Genomic DNA, 18,730 nt, shown 5'->3' on the forward strand with positions numbered 1-18,730 from the left:
CACCTTCGCCGGTGGCGATATCAGCCGAGTGCGCGCAGGCGGGGGGCGAGGTCGCGTTCGAACAACTCCAGGAACCGCTTCTGATCATGACCCGGCGCGTGGAACACCAGATGATTCAACCCCGCATCGACATACGACTTGACCTGCTCGACCGCCTCGTCCGGATCCGACGCCACGATCCACCGCTTGGCGACCTGCTCGATCGGCAACGCATCCGCCGCTGCTTCCATCTCCATCGGATCGTCGATGGAATGCTTCTGCTCCGGGGTGAGAGACAGCGGCGCCCAGAACCGGGTGTTCTCCAGGGCCTTGTCCGGATCGGTATCGTACGAGATCTTGATCTCGATCATCTTGTCGATCCCCGCGACATCGCGCTCGGCCTTCTCCGCACCCTCCGCCACCGCCGGCAGCAGCTTGTCGGTGTAGAGCTCCATGCCCTTACCCGAGGTGCAGATGAACCCGTCACCGGCCCGTCCGGCATAGCGCGCCACCACCGGGCCGCCCGCGGCGACGTAGACCGGGATGCCGCCCTCGGGCACGTCGTAGATCGACGCCCCCTTGGTGGTGTAGTACTCGCCCTCGAAATCCACCCGATCCCCGCGCCACAGCTCGCGCATCAACCGCACCGATTCGCGCAACCGGGCGAAACGTTCCTTGAACTCCGGCCACTGCCCGGAATATCCGGTGGCGATCTCGTTCAGAGCCTCACCGGTGCCGACCCCGAGGAAGATCCGCCCCGGATACAAACACCCCATCGTCGCGAAGGCCTGCGCGATCACCGCCGGGTTGTACCGGAACGTCGGCGTGAGCACACTCGTGCCCAGCTGCAGGCGTTCGGTGCGCTCCCCCACCGCGGTCATCCACGCCAGCGAGAACGGGGCATGCCCACCGTTGTGCCGCCACGGCTGGAAATGATCCGACACCGTCGCCGAATCCATCCCGTGCGCCTCGGCGAGCACACCCAACTCGACCAACTCGCGCGGACCGAACTGCTCCGCCGACGCCTTGTATCCCAACTTCAAACCCTGAGCCACAGATTCCTCCGACCGTTCGCGTTCCGATGCCCCGAGTATGCCCACCGGACGCTGGTCGTCGGTCGAGACCGATGTTGTGTTCGAAATTCACGGAAAAATCGCACACAACACCGGTCTCGACAGGTCACCCGAGGGCACCGGCGCGGTGCAACGCGCGTCGCACCCTCTCGACGAGAACCTGCGGTCGTCGATACAGCAGGTCGGCGCCGACACGCACCACGGTCCAACCCAGCTCCGACAGCAACGCGTAGCGGTCGATGTCGATGGTCCGCTGTACTCGATCGGTCCAGTGCTGCGCACCGTCGTACTCGACGAGGACCCTCCACTGCTTCCAGCCCATGTCCGCACGTGCCACGAACCGCCCACCGTCGTAGATCTCGATCTGCGTCTCCGGCACGGGCAGACCGGACCGGACGATCAGCAGCCGCGTGTGCGTCTCCGGTGGTGACGCGGCACCTCCGTCGACGAGTTCGAGAACCTTCCGTACGGACGCGAGGTGCCGAGCGCCCTTGTTCCGAGCGGCCACCGCTTCGATCTCGTGGACCTTCGTTCCGGTCGCATTGCAGAGCGCGTCCACCATTTCGACGCACCGATCGAGGTCCGCACCGCGCGCGAGGTCGAAGGCCGTTCGGGCCGGTATCGTCACCGTCATTCCGTCGACGACGCAGGATTCGATGTCGTCGACGCTGCGAACGATGATGCCCGGCGTCGAGTGCAGTTTTCCGGGTCGCACGATCTCCGCGGGCAACGACGCGTCGAGCCAACGGGTCCCGTGCACGGTGGCTGCGGACGGTCCGGCCAGTACCCCTCTACCTCCCGCCCACAGCCAGGCTGCCTTCGCGCGCAGCAGTGCGGTCGCTTCGACTCCCGGAGCGACGTACACATTGCGATGAAGCTTCACGAAGTGGTGCCGAAGTCGGTACCGCGTCACCAGCCCGGCCGCCAGTGCATCGGTGCCGGCGAACGGTTCGTGGAAGTCGACCATGAGCGCGAGCGTGCCCGGTCTCCGGTCCCGCCGGTAACCCGAATCCCCCGCCTGTGGACAACTTTCGACGTTATCCCCAGACACCTCGAATCGAGACCGGTGTTGTTGTCGATTTTCTCGCGAATTATCGACAACAACACCGGTCTCGACGGACGATCACGCGGCGCGGACCCGTGCCAAACCCCACTCACGGGCGAGGAGTTCGTAGGAACGCAGGCGGTCCTCGTGGCAGTGGGTGACGGAGGTGACGACGAGTTCGTCGGCGTCCGTCACTCGGCGGAGGGTGTCGAGACGCTCCGCCACCGTGCTCGGCGACCCCACGAACTGGGTGACGATGCGGTCGTCGACGAGGGCTCGCTCCTCGTCGGTCAGCGGCGGGGTGGTCTCCGGGTCCGGGTACGGGATCGCGCCGTGGCCCGAGCGGATGCTGTGCGTCCAATGCCCGTAGGTCGACGCCAACTCGCGTGCGGTGGCGTCGTCGTCGGCGACCACCGCGTCGGCCGAGACCACCACGTAGGGCTTCCTCAGGATGGACGACGGACGGAACGCCGACCGGTACGCCTCGACCGCTTCGACTGTCGTGCCCGGGCTGACGTGGTAGTTCGCACCGAACGGCAACCCCAGGCGACCCGCGAGTTCCGCCGAGGGTCCGGCACTCGAACCGAACACCCACAGTTCGAGGTCGGCGCCTTCTCCCGGACTGGCGTGCAGATCCGTTCCGTCCGGTGCTGTGTAGGTGCCGTCCAGGAAGGCGAGGATGTCCTCGATCTGCTGCGCGAAGTCGGGTGACTGCGCACCGGGTTGCTGCAGGATGCCGAAGCTCGCGGCCGACCGGGACGACGACAGCAGCTTCGCCGGCGAGAAGGGCGGCGGGATGATCAGTCCGTCGCGGATCTCCGTCGCCCGCGGAGCGGGTTCGGGAGCCGCCCCCGCCAATGCCTCCGCTCGTCGCTGCCCCGACCTGCCGAGACCGAGATCGATGCGTCCCGGGTACAGGGCGTCGAGGGTGCCGAAGGATTCGACGACGCCGATCGCGGTGTTGTGTCCGAGTTGAACCGCGGCGGCACCGATGCGGATGGTGCGGGTCGCGGCGGCGATCGCGCCGATGAGCACGTCGGGTGCCGACGAGGCGACCGCGACGAAGTGGTGCTCGGCGACCCAGTACCTCTTGTACCCCCACGCTTCGACGTGGCGCGCCAGGTCGAGGGTGTTGCGTAGCGCCTCCGGCACCGAGGATCCCTCGCTGACCGGTGAGAGGTCCAGCACGGACAGCGGCACCGGATTCACCGCGTTCACGACGATTCCCCGAGACGCGGAGTGCGTTCACCGGCTTCGACGGCGAACGGAAGACGGTTCTGCGACGGCGCGATCGGGCACGTCGCCGCGTCGGTGAACGCGCACGGCAGGTTCGCGGCGCGCGTGAAGTCGAGCGTGACCGTCCCGTCCTCGGCCGGTGCCTCGACCTGCAGGATCCGCGCCGCCGGATAGGTGGTCACCCCGCTCGTCGCGTCGGTGAACAGGATCCGCAGCGGGCCGCCGGCATCACCGAAAGCGACGAGTTCGTGTTCGGCACCGTCGTATCCGAACCGGACCACACCCGCCGCCGGGTGGTGGTGTTCCAGTCCGTCGACGACCGCACCCGTCGTCACGACCTGCTGTTCGTCGAAAGCCTCGAACCGGCCGGTCAGTACCCAGGACGGGTCGGGTTCGTAGGCCGGGACACCGGTGAACGACGCGAGCGCCGGTGCCGTGCGATCGTGGATGCGGATCCCCAATCGTCCGGTGCGCTTGATGATCTCGACGAAGCCGCGGTCGAACTCCGCTTCGAGACCGGGCGCCCCTTCGACCGGCTCGTAGGTGGTGGTCTCCCCGTCGAGTTCGTGGACCACCGAATCGCCGTTGACGTGCCACCGGCCCGGCGCTTCGTCGAAGGAGGTGGGGGTCTCGTCCAGCCAGTGCAGAGCGGTCAGGCTCAGCCAGCCGAGCGGCTGCCGCAGGCCGTCGTTGCGCTCGGCATTCCACCGCTGCCATTCGTCGACGAACTGATCGAGTGTTGCGGTCATGACGCACGGGCTCCTTCGGTGACGGTGTGCGGGTCGCGCAGGCCGAGGTGGCCGCGCAGAGTGGTGCTGTCGTATTCGGTGCGGAAGCTGCCGCGTTCCTGCAGCAGCGGGACGACCGTGTCGACGAAGTCGTCGAGGCCGCCCGGGGTGAGGTGCGGGACGAGGATGAAGCCGTCGCTGGCGTCGGTCTGGACGTAGAGGTCGATCTCGTCGGCGACCTGCTGCGGCGTTCCGATGAACTGCTGCCGTGCCGTGACCTCGATGATGAGCTCGCGGATGCTCAGGTTCTCGGCGTCCGCCTTCTCCTTCCACTGCCGGGCTACGGCCAGCGGATCCTTGGCGTGGCGCACGCGTCCGCGCGTGATGGTGACGTTGTCCTCCGGGTCGACGTCCGGCAGCGAGCCGTCCGGGTCGTACGACGACAGGTCCTTGCCCCATACCTGTTCGAGGAAGGCGATGGCCGTCTGCGGACCGACCTGCTGCAGGCGGATGTGCCGGGCCCGCTCGTGTGCTTCCTCCTCGGTGTCTCCGAGGACGAAGGTCGCGGCGGGCAGGATCTTCAGCTCGTCCCAGCTGCGTCCGTACTTCGCGAGGCGGTTCTTGACGTCGGTGTAGAACGCGCGACCTTCCTCGAGGGTGCCGTGCCGGCTGAAGATGGCGTCGGCCTTGGCGGCACCGAACTCACGGCCCTCGTCGGAGTCACCGGCCTGCAACAGGACCGGGTGCCCCTGGGGGCTGCGCGGCACCTCGAAGCGACCCGTGATGTCGAACTGGGTGGTGTGGATGTCGAACGACGCGATGTCGCCGTCGGGAGCGAAGATACCGGCTTCGCGGTCGATCACGGGGCCCTCGGCCGACCAGCCGTCCCACAGCTCCCGCACCACGTCGACCACCTCGGAGGCACGGACGTACCGCTGCGAGTGCTCGAGGAAACCGCCGCGACGGAAGTTCTCTCCGGTGAACGCATCCGACGAGGTGACGAGGTTCCACGCCGCGCGACCGTCCGAGAGGTGGTCGAGAGTCGCGAACTGCTTGGCCAGTTCGTACGGCTCGTTGAAAGTGGTATTGATGGTGCCGGCCAGGCCGAGGTGGGTGGTGGCACCGGCGAGGGCCTCGAGCACCGTGAGGGTGTCGGGGCGTCCCACGACGTCGAGGTCGTGGATGCGGCCGCGGTGCTCGCGGAGCCGGAGTCCTTCGGCGAGGAAGAAGAAGTCGAACCTGCCGCGTTCGGCGGTACGGGCGAGGTGGAGGAACGACGAGAAGTCGATCTGGCTCTTCGACTCGGGGTCGGCCCACACCGTGGTGTTGTTGACGCCGGGGAAGTGCGCGGCGAGATGGATCTGCTTGCGAACAGTGTTGCGGGACACGATGATCGTTCCTTCAGTGAGCAGCCGCGAAGCGGTTGGCGGGACGGGACAGACCGAGCCGGTCGCGGAGGGTTCCGGTGGTGGGTGCGACCTCGGCGCGGACGACGGGTAGCACGTTCTCGACGAGGCGGCGGAGGGTGGACGGCAGAGCGAGCGGCCGCAGGGTCACCCCGTCCACACCCTTTGCGTCGCCGAGCAGTTCGATCAGGTCCTCGGACGTACCGACGTGGACGAGCGTGTCGGAGCGGTACGGCTCCCCCGCCCACGCCTCGAGCTGCGCGAGATCCGCTGCGGCGTCGTCGCCGAGCAGGACGTCGACGTCGAGCAGCACGAAGATCGGCCGGTCGCCCGCCGCGGCCCGGATGCGGCCGGCCAGTTCGGATGCGGCGGCGAGGTCGGTGGCGCGGATACGGACGAGATCAGCTCGCTGCGCGGCGAATCCGAAGGAGTCGGCACTGGTCACCGTCACCGCGACCAGCGGTTGTCCTTGTGGGGATCGCGGCACGATCGACGATCCCTTGACGGAGAAGTACTCGCCGACGAAGTCGATGTAGTGGACCTTGTCGCGATCGATGAAGCGGCCGGTGGCGACGTCGCGGATCTCGGCGTCGTCCTCCCAGCTGTCCCACAGCCGCGCCGCGACCTCGGCGGCCTCGTGCGCCTCGGCCCACAGCGACGCGGTGTCCTGCTCCTTCTTGCGGCCGAACAACTCCACGACTCCCGGGGTTACTGCGACCTCCCACCCGGCGCGACCGAGCGTGGTGTGATCGATCGTCTGGATTGCCTTGGCGACGTGGAAGGGTTCGGTGTGAGTGACGGTCGCGGTGGGGATCAGGCCGATGCGCGTGGTGGCGGCGGTCAGGCGCGCCGCGAGTCCGACGGCTTCGAGGCGGCCGCGCACGGTAGTCGCGTCCGAGACGACGCCGAAGGCGTCGGGGAGGAACGCGAAGTCGACGCCGGCCCGGTCGGCGGCGCCGACGAGGTCTGTCCAGTAGTGGGGCGTGAACAGTTCCTCGGCGCGCGAGTCGTCGCGTCGCCAGGACGAGGGGTGGATTCCGGTGCCGGCGAAGTCGACGGCCAGCAACAATTCTGAACTATCGGACATGGTGGACCTTCCCGGGGATGGCCTCGAGCAACGTCTGCGTGTACTCGTGTTGGGGGTTGTCGAAAATTTCTGTGGTGGAGCCGTATTCGACGACCCGGCCGGCGCGCATCACGGCGACGGTGTCGCTGATCTGCCGGACGACGGCGAGGTCGTGCGAGATGAACAGGTAACCGATCCCGAGTTCGGCCTGCAGCGAGGTGAGTAGGTCGAGGATCTGCGCCTGGACCGACACGTCGAGCGCCGAGACGGGCTCGTCGAGGACCAGCAGCTCGGGGTTCAGAGCGATGGCCCGTGCGATGGCCACGCGTTGCCGTTGCCCACCGGACAGTTCGGCGGGTCTGCGGTCCAGATGTGCCGTCGACAACGCCACTTGATCGAGGAGGCGGGCGACGTGCTCGGCGCGTTCGGCTCTCGTGCCGACACCGAACGCCTCGAGGGGTTCGGCGACGATGTCGCGGATCCTCAACTTCGGGTCGAGCGAGGCGTAGGGATTCTGGTGCACGATCTGTACACGACGCCGCAGTGCTCGCAGCGCACGGCCACCGAACGCGGTGATGTCGTCACCGTCGAACCGGACCGTCCCGGCAGTGGGGGTCTCGAGCCGGATCGCGATGCGCGAGACCGTGGACTTGCCGGAACCCGACTCCCCGACCAGCGACAGGGTGCCGCCGCGGGGAACATCGAAGGACACATCCCGCACGGCGTGCAGCGAGGACTTCCGGTCGATGCGGAAGGTCTTCGACACCTTCGACACCGACAGGATCGGAGTGGCCTCTTTCAGGGCGGGTCGCACGGCCCGTTCCGCGAGGCTCGGCGCGGCCGCGATGAGCGCGCGCGTGTACTCGTGTTGCGGGTCGGTGAGGACCTGCGCCGCCGGTCCGGTCTCGACGACCCGGCCGCCCTGCATCACGACGATGCGGTCGGCGCGATCCGCCGCGACGCCCAGATCGTGGGTGATGAGCAGGACCGCGGTGCCGGTCTCGGCGATCCGCGTGTCCAGGTGGTCGAGGATGCGGCGCTGGACGGTCACGTCGAGTGCGCTGGTCGGTTCGTCGGCGATGACGAGGTCGGGCCGGCAGGCGAGGGCGATACCGATGAGCACCCGCTGGCGCTGACCGCCGGACAGTTCCTGCGGGTACTGCTTCGCGCGCAGCTGCGGGTCGTCGAGCCCGGCCTCCTCGAGGATGCGCAGCGCCTCGATCCGGGCGGTGCGCCGGTCGGCGAGACCGTGGATGCGCAGCACCTCGGCGATCTGGTCGCCGATGCGGATGACGGGATTGAGGGAGGTCGTCGGGTCCTGCGGAACGAATCCGATCCGGGCGCCGCGGATGCGTTCGAAGGCATGCTCGGACAGGTCGTTCAGCGACGTGCCGTCGAAGGACACCGACCCGGCCGTGACGCGACCGGTTCCGGCAAGCAACCCGATGATCGCGTGCGCGGTGGTGGACTTGCCCGATCCCGACTCGCCGACCACCGCGACGACCTCACCGCGACCGACGGTGAGATCGACACCGTTCACCGCGACCACCGGTTCGCGCGACGGCCCGTAGGCGACCTGCAGGTCGCGCACTTCGAGGAGGCTCATCGTGCGCTCCTGTCCTCGAGGGCGTGGCCGATGCGGTGGACCGAGAGCACGATGGCGACGATGACCAGGCCCGGCAGGGTCGTCATCCACCAGGCCGCGGCGAGATAGTTGCGGCCCTCCGAGATCAGCGACCCCCATTCGGGTGTCGGCGGCACGGCACCGAATCCGAGGAAACTCAGCGACGACACGGCCAGCACGGCCATACCGAATTCGACGGCGGCGAGGGCCGCGACGGGGGCGTACGAATTGCGCAGCACGTGCCGGCGCAGCACGGTGTGCCACCGGACTCCGCACGCGAACGCCGCTTCGACGTAGAGCGCCTTGCGTACCCGCAGCACTTCCGAACGCATGACGCGCGCGAAGTTCGCCACGAGGCTCACGCCCACGGCGATCGCGACGTTCATCGTGCCGAAACCGAGGGCCGTGACGAGCGCGAGGGACAGCAACAGCGCGGGGATGGACAGCAGGACGTCGACGAGGCGCATGAGTGCGGCGTCGATGGCACCGCCGACCGCACCGGACAGCAGCCCGATCAACGAGCCGACCACGAGGGCGAGGCCGACCGCGACGAGCGTCGCGGTGAGCGACAGACCGGATCCGTGCACGACGCGCGTGTACACGTCTCGGCCGAGATTGTCGGTGCCGAACCAGTGCGCGACGCTCGGTCCCTGCAGCTTCTCGGCGGGCACACCCTGCAGCGGGTCGCCCGACGCGAAGAGCGACGGGAACAGCGCGAAGCCCACCGCGAGGAGCAGCACGATCGACGACACGACGAGCACGGCGTTGCGCCGCACCCCTGCCGCGACGGACGTGATCCGGATTCTTCTGCGCGAATGAGGTTCCGGTAGCGGCGTTGCCGGAAGTGTTTCGCGGACGAGAGTGTCAGACACGTGCCTCGGCCTCCAGGAGAGTGTCGTCGTGGGTCGGATCGTCCTCGGTCGAGGCTGCGCCACCCCGGTCGATGCCGTGGGTGATCCGCGGGTCGATGAGGGGGTAGAGCAGGTCGACGGCGAGGTTGACGAGCACGAACACGGTGGACGAGAACACGACGATGCCGAGCACCACCGGAATGTCCTGCGCCATCACCGACATCTGGGTCAGACGCCCGATACCGGCCCGGGAGAAGACCGTCTCGACCACCACGGACCCCGCGAGGAGGTTCCCGACGATGACGCCGGCGATCGTGAAGGCGGGGATGCTCGACAGCTTCAGGGCGTGCCGCGTCTGGATGCGCAGGCGGGACGCGCCTTTCGCACGCGCCGCTTCGATGAACGGCTGCCGCCAGGTCGTCTGCAGGCTGGTCGCGAGGACCTGGGCGATCACCGCGCCGGTGGGCAGCGCCAGGGTGATCGCAGGAAGGATCACGTGCTCGATGCCCTGGTCACCGAAAGCCGGGAACAGTCTCAATCGGAACGAGAAGAGCTGCAACAGGATCAGGCCCACCCAGAAGGTCGGCACCGCAACACCCAGCGGTGGTAGCGAGAACAGCAGGCTACGGAGCCGGTGGACCCGCGTGTAGGTCGCGAGGAAGGCGACCGCCGTGCCGAACACCAGGGCGAACACCAGGGCCGTGCCCGCCAGGACGAGGGTGCTCGGCAGAGCGGCAGCGATCGCATCGGTCACCTGCTGTCCGGTGGAGATGGACATACCGAAATCGCCTCGGACCGCGTTGCTCAGCGCGTTCCAGTACTGCACCGCGACCGGTTGGTCGAGGCCGTACCGCGCCTGGAGCTGTTCGATCGCGGCGGCATCGACCGGTGTTCCGGCGTCGGCACCGGCGGCGAGGGAGACCGGATCCGAGGGGAGCAGGAACAGGACCGCGAACGACACCGTGAACGCCGCCCACAGCACCCCGACGGCCTGGAGCACACGGAAACCGAGATAGCGCACCATGATCTACTCGCCCAGCCAGGTGTCGAAGAACTGCAGTCGCGCCGACGCCTCGAACTTCAGGTCGGCGACGTTCGGTCCGGCACCGATCGCCTGCGACAGTTCGACCGTCGGGATCCACAGTCCGTTGTCGAGGACGAGCTGCTGCGCCCGGCCGATGAGCTCGGCACGTGCGGCCGGGTCGGTCGTGGACAGCTGCTGGGCGAGCACGTCGTCGAGATCCGGAATGGGATTGCGCTGGTTGATGTTGCGGCCGTCCAGACCGAAGGCGGTGCGCAGGATGTCGCCGTCGGCGCGGGTGCTGTTGTAGTAGGACGCCTCGTAGTCACCGGCGTTCTGACGTGCGGTGTTCTCCGGAGTGGAGACGAGGTCGAGCTGCAGGTCGACACCCACCGCGCGCAATTGCTGCTGCACCAGTTCGAGGATGGCCTGGTTGCCGGCGAACACCGAGCTGAACAGCACCGGGAAGCTCAGACGCTGCCCGTCCTTGACGCGGATGCCGTCGGGACCGGGCACCCAGCCGGCCTCGTCGAGGATCTGCTCGGCCTTCGCCGGGTCGTAGGTGACGTCGGCGAGTTCGACGTAACCGGGGGTCGCGGACGCGAGCGTGCTGGTGGCCGGGCGGAAGTCCGGTCCGAGGACCGTGTCGACCAGTTCCTGCCGGTCGATCGCCGGGACGATCGCGCTGCGCACGGCCGGGTCGGTGAGGACACCGCGGCTCACGTTGGGTTGGAAACCGAACGGGATACCCGGGTTCGGAGTGGTCAGGATGCGGCCACCGGCACCTTCGATCTGTGGCGCGTCCTGCGGCAGCGCATCCGAGATGGCGTCGAGCTGACCGGAGGCGAGCGATCCGGTGCGGACACCGGATTCGGGGACGATCGTGAACTCGATCCGGTCGAGATAGGCCTCACCGTCGTGCCCGAATGCCTCCGAACCCCACGAGTAACCCGTGCGCTTGACGAGGGTGGCGGACTTGTCCTGCTGGTAGTCCTCGTAGACGAACGGGCCGGTGCCCGACAGGTCACCGGCGCAGCGTTCCTCGGCGCTCTTGGCGGTGTCGGCATCCGAGAGCAGGCCCAGCTGATGACTTGCGGTGGCCTGCAGGAACGGCGCGTTCGGCACGGAGAAGTTCACCTGTGCGGTCCGGTCGTCGACGACCGTAGTGCCGGCGTATCCCGCGAGATACCCCACGGCCTGCGGCGCCTTCACCCCGCCGAGGGTGTTCACGATCGCGTCGAAGTTCTTCTTCACGGAGTCCGCGGTCAGCGGGGTGCCGTCGCTGAAGGTCACGCCTTCCTTCAACCGGAAAGTGAACTGCGTGCCGTCGGCGTTCGATTCCCAGCTCTCCGCCAGCCACGGCACGATCTCACCGGTCGCGGGGTCCTGGTCGGTGAGCGAGTCGACGACCTGCCGGGCGACGTAGATGGTCTGGTTGCTGGCGGCCTGCGCAGGATCGGCGCAGGTCGGTGGGACCGACAACCCGTACCGTAAGGTGCCGCCGGGCTGCGGGTCGCCGGTGGGCTCCGAGTTCGCCGCGGCACCGGCGCCGCAGGCGGTCAGCGCTGCTCCCAGTACGGCGGTGGCGGCGGCCGTGACGACGAACCGGGACGCGGAGGAGGACGAGATGGACAACGACGGGCTCCGTGATCTGGACAGGGCGTCGGCGGCATCACCGTGCGGATGCCGCCGGGCGGGCGGGGGCAGGATGTCGTCCCTGATGGGACGGGATGTCAGCGCGAATTTCGGCAGCTCTGGATGGTTCGTTTCCCGAGGTTACGGAGCCTCGAGGATCGGGCACACCGTTTTTTTCACTGCGATCGAAACGGTTCCCGGACCGCCGTCTCAGGCGGTGACGATCTCGCGGTGCGGAATCGCGACGGCCTCGCGGTGCGGGATCGCCGCGCGCAATGCCGGCGCGACCTCCGCTTGGAACAGTTCGAGATTCGCGCGCTGCTCCGCCACGTGGAACCCGCCGCGGTCGGCGGTCACGTGCATGACCTCGTGGCCGAAACGTTCGTGGTAGCGGAGAACCTTGTCGATCACCTGCTGAGGGCTCCCGATGAGCGCGGAGCTGCGTTCGACGAAGTCCTCGACGGTCTCGAAGACGACGGGAAGTCCGTTCTCGCGAGCGAATTCGCGTCGCTGTTCGAACTGGGGACGGTAGGCTTCGATCGCCTCCTGCGAGGTGCGCGCGACGTACAGTCCCGCCGTCCCGGCACCGACCCGCACCTCGGCGGGATCGTGACCGTAGGCGGCCCACCGTTCCCGGTAATGGTCGATGAGTTCGGCGTACGGTTCGATCGGGTTGGTGACGTTCGCGGAGAAGATCGGGTCACCGTATCGGGCTGCGAGATCGACCGATTCGCGACTGGTAGCGCTGCCGTGCCAGATGGTCAGGCGCTGCTGCAGCGGCCGGGGTACGGTGACGGCGTCGGTGAGCGACGGCCGGAACCGACCCTCCCACGTGACCGTCTCGTTCTCCCACAGTGCCCGGAACAGCTCGTAACCCTCACGGTTGCGGTCCCATTGGTCGTCGGGCGTGACGTGGAACAGGTCGGCCTGGGCGGTGCCGTTGCCCTTGCCGATCATGAGCTGCAGGCGCCCACCCGACAGGTTGTCGAGCGTGGAGTAGTCCTCGAACGCGCGGACGGGGTCGAGCAGGCTCAGCGTCGTGACGCCGGTCCACAGTTCGAGTGTGCTGGTCCGCGCCGCGATGTGGGCCAGGATCACCGGAGGCGACGACGCGAGGAACGGCTTCTCGTGCCGCTCCCCCACCGCGAATCCTTCGAATCCGAGTTGTTCGGCGAGCACGGCGGTGTCGACGACCTCCCGGATCCGTTCGGACGGCGAGAGCCATTCTCCCGTCACGGGATCGGGATGGTGGGTGATGAGACTGAGCAGCAGGAACTTCATGCAGAGACCGCCTTTCCGACCAGGAACTTCTCGAAGGGATGCGGACCGATCTCCTCGGCGGGTCGCCGGGAGTCGAACAGGGCGGTGTATCCGGCCGCGAGATACAGCGCGACGGCCTCGGGTTGCCGCCACCCTGTCGTGAGGTAGATGCGGGTGTATCCGCGACGCAGGGCCTCGGCTTCGAGTTCGGCGACCACGATGCGACCGAGACCGCGACGTCGATGGTTCTTCGACGTCCAGATCCGTTTGAGTTCTGCGGTGTTCTCGTCGTAGCGTTGGAAGGCGCCACCGGCGACGGGCACCCCGTCCTCGATGAGGACGAGCAGGGCACCGTCGGGTGGCGCGAACCGGTCCTCCGGGTAGCCGACGAGGCTCTCGTACTGCTCCTCGAAGGGGTGCTCGTAGCGGGTGCTGTACTCGACCGCGAGTTCCTCGAGCAGCGGTGCGGCGAGGGGATCGTCCTGACGCACCGCCCTGACCTCGAGTCTGCTGGTCCCGCTCACGAGGCCACCGCTGGTTGCCGCGCACCGAATCGGAACGGTTCGGGGCTGGTGGCGGTGCCGTCGGCGAGGTCGGCGACGAGTTCGCCGATGGCGGGCGCGAATTTGAAGCCGTGCCCCGAGAATCCGGCGGCGACGGTGACGGCGCCTGCTCGGTCGACGACGAAGTTCGAGTCCGGTGTCGTCGTGTACAGGCAGGTGTCCACCCGTGCGCTCTCGGCATCGACGCCCGGCAGCCACGTGCGCGCGTAGTCGACGAGCCGGCGCACACCGTCCGGGTCCGCCACGAAACTACGGCTGTCCGGTTCGACCTGCGGGCCGGTGCCGTGTTCGCCGATCTTGATGCCGTCGACGGAACCGAGGCCGTAGATACCCTCCCCGTCGAGTTCGGTGCCGCGGTGGTGGACGAAGCTCGGCCACTGTGCGTCGGTGAGCGGGACGAAGTGCGCCGGTTGCTCCTGTGTCGTGCGCAGCGCAGGGAGGCGGGGTGCCGTACCTCCGGTCAGCCCGTCCAGGACGGTCCGCGTCCATGCTCCCGCCGCGACGACGACGTGCCTCGCGGTGATCACCTCGGTGTCGAGCACGATCTCGACGCCGCGATCGGTCTCGCGGACGGTGCGGGCGGGGGTGGTGTGCCGGACGTCCGCGCCGGCCTGCGCCGCGGCCTGCTGCAGTGCCGCCACCGAACGGTCGGCGTGCAACCGACCGGCGTCGGGGTGGTGCAGCACGGTGGTATCGAATCGGATGCCGGGCCAGCGGCGCTGCGCCTCGGCCGGTGTGAGGACGGTGTGCGCGATACCGAGCTGATACAGCGCCTTCGCCTTGGCGTGGACGGCCGTCGGGAGTCCGTGGTCGACCGCCCCGGTGAGTTCGAGGATCCGGCTGCCGGTGGTCTCCTCGAGCCGCCGCCAGAGCGGCAGGGTGCGGGCCGCGAGTGCGGTGTAGAACTGCCCATCATAGGCCTGCCGGTAGATGCGGGAGCTGCCGTGCGAGGCACCGCGGTGGTGCCCCTGCCCGAACTGTTCGAGCAGGACCACCGTGCGGCCACGTGCGGCGAGTCGCCAGGCCGTCGCGGAGCCGATGACACCGCCACCGACCACCACGACGTCGACAAGTCTGCTGACGCGAGTCATACTGTCTTCCTGTCGCTTCCGGCCTACGCCGTCTTGGGCAGGCCGGGCGGGTTGACACGTGAGACCTCGATCGCCTCGTTGCTGATGCCCCACCGCTCGAGAACCTCTGCGTAGGTACCGTTCTCGATGATGTGGTTGATCGCCTCGTTGATCGCCCGGATCAGTCCGTTGTCCTTCTTCGTGAGCACCGCGATCTCGCCCTGCAGGTCGAGGCCCGCGCCCGAGAACGTGCCGGCGATCTCCGTCTCACCGGCCTGCAGGACGTGGAACGCCGAGGTCGGGTTCGGGCCGACGTAGGCGTCGATGCGTCCGGAGCCGAGCGCGAGGTAGTAGTCGACGGCGTTCTGGTAGTACAGGATCTCGGCGGGTTCGAGTCCGGCGGCGACATTCTGCTCGTTCCACTCGACGAGCAGCGCCTCCTGGTTGGTCCCGGAGCCGACACCGATCGTCAGGCCGGCGATGTCCTCGGGTCCGTCGAAGGTGATGCCGCTGTCCTTGCCGACCTCGACGGCGAGGCTGTCGAGGCGGTAGGTGGCGAAGTCGTACTTCTCCTTGCGTTCTTCGGTGACGGTGACGTTCGAGATGAACACGTCGGCCTCACCGGAGTCGACGCGGACGAAGTTCTGCGCCCAGTCGGCGGCGGTGAGTTCGATGTCCAGATCGAGCACGTTCCCGATGAGATGGGCGAAGTCGGTTTCGGATCCGATGATCGTCGTGTCGTCGTCGGCATAGAAGCGCAGCGGCGGTGCGGTACCGGCGGCTCCGGTGACGACCAGCGTGCCGCGGTCGCGGATCTCCTGGGGAACCTTCGCGGCGATCTCCTCGACCGGGTCGGTGGTGATGCGGTTCTGGTCCGCGGTGAGGTTGTAACCGGCCGCCGTCGCGGCATCGGTGTCGGTGCCGGCATCTGCGTCGGAACCGCAGGCCGCGACGCCCAGAAGAGCGACGGCGGTCGGAGCCGAGGTCAGCAGGTGGACCCGGCGGGAGGAAGTGAACATCGTTACCTTCTCGAATGCTGTGGTGGGGAGGGGAATCAGAGAACGCGCGACAGGAAGGACGCGGTGCGTTCCTGTTGCGGATTGTCGAGGACCTCGTGGGGTGGCCCCTGTTCGACGATGACGCCGCCGTCCATGAAGACGACGGTGTCGGCGACCTCACGGGCGAAACCGATCTCGTGCGTGACGATCACGAGGGTCGCGCCGTCACCGGCGAGGTCACGGATGACGGCGAGCACCTCGCCGACGAGTTCGGGGTCGAGCGCCGAGGTGGGTTCGTCGAAGAGGATCACGGCGGGGTGCAGAGCCAGGGCCCGCGCGATCGCGACGCGCTGCTGCTGACCGCCGGACAACTGTTTCGGATAGTCGTGCAGCTTGTCGCCCACGCCGACGCGGTCGAGCAGGGCACGAGCCTCCGCCTCGACCTCTGTGCGGTCGCGTCCCTGCGCCGACACCGGCGCCTCGACGACGTTCTCGAGGGCGGTCAGGTGTGGGAAGAGGTTGAAGTTCTGGAAGACGAAGCCGATGCGAGAGCGTTGACGGAGGATGTCACGGGCACGCACCTCGTGCAGCTTGTTCCCGCGACGCTTGTAGCCGATCAGCTCACCGTCGATGCGCACAGTGCCGCGGTCGACCTTCTCGAGGTGGTTGAGGGTGCGCAAGAGGGTGGATTTCCCGGATCCGGACGGACCGAGGATCACGGTGACAGTGCCCTTGCGGAGCTGCAGATCGATGCCTTTGAGAACTTCGAGTGCGCCGAACGACTTGTGGACTCCGCGCACGTCGACGACGTAATCGACGTCGTCCCGGGTGGCGGTCATTTCGTCGCTCCCCGGGGTACACCGATGCCGCTGTCGCGGATCTCGCGGTATTTCGCGACCACACGTTGCCACGGGGTGAGCGGTAGTGCGCGTGCCGAACCGCGGGCGTAGTGCCGTTCGACGTAGTACTGCCCGATCGACAGGATCGTGGTGAGGATGATGTACCAGACGGTCGCGACCATGAGCATCGGAACGACGCGTCCGGTGCGGCCGAAGATCACCTGTACCTGGTAGAAGAGTTCGGCGATGGCCATGGTGGAGACGATCGAGGTGCCCTTGAACAGGCTGATCACCTCGTTGGCGGCGTTCGGGAGGATCGCCCGCATGGCCTGCGGGAGAACGATCTTCACGAACTGCCGGTAACGCGGGATGCCGAGCGCGTTGGCCGCCTCGATCTGGCCGTGGTCGACGGAGATGATGCCGGCGCGGATGATCTCGGCGGAGTAGGCCGCCTGGTGGAGCGCCAGACCGATGACAGCGGCGGTGAAGCCCGAGATCACCCCGGCGACACCGAACTCGAAGAAGGCCGGGCCGAACGGGATGCCGATCGACAACGTCTTGTACAGGTAGGCGATGTTGAACCAGAACAGCAATTGGACGATGAGAGGGATCGATCGGAACGCCCAGATGTACGTCCACGAGACCACCTGCAGAACAGGATTGTTCGATAACCGGCCGATCGCGAGGAGCACACCGAGCGCGAAGCCGAGGACCGTGCCCCACAGTGTCAACTTGATCGTCATCCACAGTGCGGACAGCACGGACGACGCGGTGAAGTACTGCGCGAAGGTCGCCCAGTCCCAGCCGGGGTTGGTGGCCAGGCCGTGCACGAACTGGGCGACGACGATCAGCACGGCAGCGCTGATCACCCAACGCCACGGATGCCGTTTCCGGGCGACGACCAGGTTCTCGTCGTCGGTGTGGTCGGCCGGGGCATCGGGGATGCGGAGGTCGGTGGACGTGCTCACGGCGACGTCCTGGGGGTGGGAGCCATCGGGATGGGCCTTTCGGGAATGCGGGGGTGCGGGAAAGCGAGGGTGCAGACGTGGGTCCCGGCCCGTCCCCCTGCGGACGGGCCGGGACTCACGCGGCGAAGAACGACGGGAGGTCTACGTCAACGACAACACCGGTGCGCAGTACCGCCGTGACACCGCTGCGACGTGCCGCGGCACAGGTCGATGTGCAGGCGGCACCACGAGGCGCGCTCGGTCCAGCGGGTCATGCTCGTTCCTCCATCGATCCCGGCGGTAGCACCCGCACCCGCGCACGGGGGGTTGCTGCGACGTCGTAGAGCCAGGTCTCTCGATCGCTCTGGATGGTCGCGGCTCAAGCTACGGAGTGCGGCGCGTCGCGGACAGACTTTCTCTCACCGTGGCGGAAATCCGTTCCCCGTCGAGACCGATGTCGATGTCGACGTGGTGCCCCGACATCGACAACAAGGCCGGTTTCGGCACGACGTAGACTCGCCTCGGTGACCCCGCTCGAACTCTTCCTCGTCGCATTGGCCGGGCTCGGCGCCGGAGCGATCAACTCCCTCGTCGGATCCGGCACCCTCATCACGTTCCCGACGCTCGTCGCATTCGGTGTACCCCCGGTGACTGCGACGATGTCGAACGCGATCGGCCTCGTTGCGGGTGGCGTATCGGGCACCTGGGGATATCGACGCGAACTGCGCGGGCAATGGGAACGGTTGCGGTGGCAGATCCCGGCGTCGTTCTGCGGGGCCCTGGTCGGAGCGTGGCTCCTGCTCCACCTGCCGGAGACCGTCTTCGAGACGGTCGTGCCGATCCTGCTCGTCCTGGCACTCACACTCGTCGTGCTGCAGCCGAAGATCCAGGCTTGGGTGGCGCGCAGAACGGGTGGCGACGCCGACGCCCGTCTCGGACCGATACGGATGACGCTGCTCGTCGTCGGCACCTTCGCCATCGGTATCTACGGCGGCTACTTCACAGCAGCGCAGGGCATTCTGCTGATGGGTCTGTTCGGCACGTTGCTGCACGATCACATCCAGCGGCAGAACGCCGCGAAGAACCTGCTCTCACTGGTCGTGAACGTCGTGGCCGCCTGTGCGTACATCCTGGTGGCGTTCGACCGGATCGATTGGACCGTGGCCGCACTGATCGCCGTGGGCTCCTTGATCGGCGGTCACCTCGGTTCCCACTACGGCCGGCGCCTGTCGCCGGTCGCGTTGCGGATCGTCATCGTCGTCGTCGGCCTGATCGGGCTGTACCGGCTGTTGTTCTGACCCGGTCATTTCTTCCCGGCGGTAACGAAATCGTCTCCTATCGCCCCAGGGGCAACACCCGTCACAGAAATACCAGATGGTTGGTATGGAG

Annotated in this window: 17 protein-coding genes and 1 riboswitch; of the genes, 1 reads left to right on the forward strand and 16 read right to left on the reverse strand. The window is 67.6% G+C overall.

The features are described from left to right. Positions 1-20: 20 nt before the first annotated feature. The 16 genes from fgd to LPH33_RS19445 form a co-directional block, all read right to left on the reverse strand. Complete coding sequence (gene fgd / locus LPH33_RS19370; protein ID WP_229565499.1) at positions 21-1,034, reverse strand: glucose-6-phosphate dehydrogenase (coenzyme-F420); 1,014 nt, start codon at positions 1,032-1,034, stop codon at positions 21-23. A gap of 124 nt (positions 1,035-1,158) precedes the next feature. Beyond that, complete coding sequence (locus LPH33_RS19375; protein ID WP_229565501.1) at positions 1,159-2,019, reverse strand: DUF559 domain-containing protein; 861 nt, start codon at positions 2,017-2,019, stop codon at positions 1,159-1,161. A 156-nt stretch (positions 2,020-2,175) separates the two neighbouring features. Further along, the gene (locus LPH33_RS19380) at positions 2,176-3,315 is read right to left on the reverse strand and encodes an LLM class flavin-dependent oxidoreductase (protein WP_060650562.1); all 1,140 of its coding nucleotides are present in this window, start codon (positions 3,313-3,315) and stop codon (positions 2,176-2,178) included. Continuing rightward, entirely contained in the window at positions 3,312-4,082 is a 771-nt protein-coding gene (locus LPH33_RS19385; RefSeq protein WP_060650561.1) for a DUF1684 domain-containing protein, read from the reverse strand. The genes LPH33_RS19380 and LPH33_RS19385 overlap by 4 nt, the downstream gene beginning before the upstream one ends. Beyond that, the gene (locus LPH33_RS19390; protein ID WP_060650560.1) at positions 4,079-5,449 is read right to left on the reverse strand and encodes an NtaA/DmoA family FMN-dependent monooxygenase; all 1,371 of its coding nucleotides are present in this window, start codon (positions 5,447-5,449) and stop codon (positions 4,079-4,081) included. The genes LPH33_RS19385 and LPH33_RS19390 overlap by 4 nt, the downstream gene beginning before the upstream one ends. A 13-nt stretch (positions 5,450-5,462) precedes the next feature. Next, positions 5,463-6,554 carry an LLM class flavin-dependent oxidoreductase gene (locus tag LPH33_RS19395; protein ID WP_229565502.1) on the reverse strand — a complete coding sequence of 364 codons (1,092 nt, stop codon included), beginning with the start codon at positions 6,552-6,554 and terminating at the stop codon, positions 5,463-5,465. Further along, positions 6,544-8,139, reverse strand: coding sequence for a dipeptide ABC transporter ATP-binding protein (locus LPH33_RS19400; protein WP_229565503.1), 1,596 nt, complete (start codon positions 8,137-8,139; stop codon positions 6,544-6,546). Before LPH33_RS19400 ends, LPH33_RS19395 begins: the two co-directional genes overlap by 11 nt. Beyond that, positions 8,136-9,029, reverse strand: a complete 894-nt coding sequence (locus LPH33_RS19405; protein WP_229565504.1) for an ABC transporter permease — start codon at positions 9,027-9,029, stop codon at positions 8,136-8,138. The genes LPH33_RS19400 and LPH33_RS19405 overlap by 4 nt, the downstream gene beginning before the upstream one ends. After that, positions 9,022-10,032, reverse strand: a complete 1,011-nt coding sequence (locus tag LPH33_RS19410; RefSeq protein WP_229565506.1) for an ABC transporter permease — start codon at positions 10,030-10,032, stop codon at positions 9,022-9,024. Before LPH33_RS19410 ends, LPH33_RS19405 begins: the two co-directional genes overlap by 8 nt. 3 nt (positions 10,033-10,035) lie before the next feature. After that, positions 10,036-11,664 carry an ABC transporter substrate-binding protein gene (locus LPH33_RS19415; RefSeq protein ID WP_229565508.1) on the reverse strand — a complete coding sequence of 543 codons (1,629 nt, stop codon included), beginning with the start codon at positions 11,662-11,664 and terminating at the stop codon, positions 10,036-10,038. Positions 11,665-11,874: 210 nt separating this feature from the next. Beyond that, entirely contained in the window at positions 11,875-12,945 is a 1,071-nt protein-coding gene (locus LPH33_RS19420) for an LLM class flavin-dependent oxidoreductase (protein WP_229565510.1), read from the reverse strand. Continuing rightward, complete coding sequence (locus LPH33_RS19425) at positions 12,942-13,448, reverse strand: GNAT family N-acetyltransferase (protein WP_229565512.1); 507 nt, start codon at positions 13,446-13,448, stop codon at positions 12,942-12,944. The genes LPH33_RS19420 and LPH33_RS19425 overlap by 4 nt, the downstream gene beginning before the upstream one ends. Continuing rightward, the gene (locus LPH33_RS19430; RefSeq protein WP_229565514.1) at positions 13,445-14,578 is read right to left on the reverse strand and encodes an FAD-dependent oxidoreductase; all 1,134 of its coding nucleotides are present in this window, start codon (positions 14,576-14,578) and stop codon (positions 13,445-13,447) included. The genes LPH33_RS19425 and LPH33_RS19430 overlap by 4 nt, the downstream gene beginning before the upstream one ends. 23 nt (positions 14,579-14,601) lie before the next feature. Next, complete coding sequence (locus LPH33_RS19435; protein ID WP_229565515.1) at positions 14,602-15,576, reverse strand: ABC transporter substrate-binding protein; 975 nt, start codon at positions 15,574-15,576, stop codon at positions 14,602-14,604. 35 nt (positions 15,577-15,611) lie between these two features. Then, complete coding sequence (locus LPH33_RS19440; RefSeq protein ID WP_229565517.1) at positions 15,612-16,394, reverse strand: amino acid ABC transporter ATP-binding protein; 783 nt, start codon at positions 16,392-16,394, stop codon at positions 15,612-15,614. Further along, positions 16,391-17,362, reverse strand: coding sequence for an amino acid ABC transporter permease (locus tag LPH33_RS19445; protein WP_420714452.1), 972 nt, complete (start codon positions 17,360-17,362; stop codon positions 16,391-16,393). Before LPH33_RS19445 ends, LPH33_RS19440 begins: the two co-directional genes overlap by 4 nt. A 261-nt stretch (positions 17,363-17,623) precedes the next feature. Continuing rightward, positions 17,624-17,716, reverse strand: a riboswitch (SAM riboswitch). A 149-nt stretch (positions 17,717-17,865) separates the two neighbouring features. Between LPH33_RS19445 and LPH33_RS19450 the strand changes: the two genes are divergently transcribed. Beyond that, a complete protein-coding gene (locus LPH33_RS19450) occupies positions 17,866-18,639 on the forward strand; it encodes a sulfite exporter TauE/SafE family protein (RefSeq protein ID WP_229565518.1) in 774 nt (257 codons plus the stop codon). The last annotated feature ends 91 nt before the right edge of the window (positions 18,640-18,730 follow it).

The organism is Rhodococcus sp. RDE2, from assembly GCF_020885655.1.
In the GTDB taxonomy this organism is placed as follows: domain Bacteria; phylum Actinomycetota; class Actinomycetes; order Mycobacteriales; family Mycobacteriaceae; genus Rhodococcus; species Rhodococcus pyridinivorans.

Excerpts from the sequence above, each read along its gene's own strand:
- LPH33_RS19385 (WP_060650561.1), bottom strand. The coding sequence starts at position 4,082 with ATGACCGCAACACTCGATCAGTTCGTCGACGAATGGCAGCGGTGGAAT.
- LPH33_RS19420 (WP_229565510.1), bottom strand. The coding sequence starts at position 12,945 with ATGAAGTTCCTGCTGCTCAGTCTCATCACCCACCATCCCGATCCCGTG.
- LPH33_RS19430 (WP_229565514.1), bottom strand. The coding sequence starts at position 14,578 with ATGACTCGCGTCAGCAGACTTGTCGACGTCGTGGTGGTCGGTGGCGGT.
- LPH33_RS19395 (WP_229565502.1), bottom strand. The coding sequence starts at position 6,554 with ATGTCCGATAGTTCAGAATTGTTGCTGGCCGTCGACTTCGCCGGCACC.
- LPH33_RS19410 (WP_229565506.1), bottom strand. The coding sequence starts at position 10,032 with ATGGTGCGCTATCTCGGTTTCCGTGTGCTCCAGGCCGTCGGGGTGCTG.
- LPH33_RS19440 (WP_229565517.1), bottom strand. The coding sequence starts at position 16,394 with ATGACCGCCACCCGGGACGACGTCGATTACGTCGTCGACGTGCGCGGA.
- LPH33_RS19435 (WP_229565515.1), bottom strand. The coding sequence starts at position 15,576 with ATGTTCACTTCCTCCCGCCGGGTCCACCTGCTGACCTCGGCTCCGACC.
- LPH33_RS19400 (WP_229565503.1), bottom strand. The coding sequence starts at position 8,139 with ATGAGCCTCCTCGAAGTGCGCGACCTGCAGGTCGCCTACGGGCCGTCG.
- LPH33_RS19375 (WP_229565501.1), bottom strand. The coding sequence starts at position 2,019 with ATGGTCGACTTCCACGAACCGTTCGCCGGCACCGATGCACTGGCGGCC.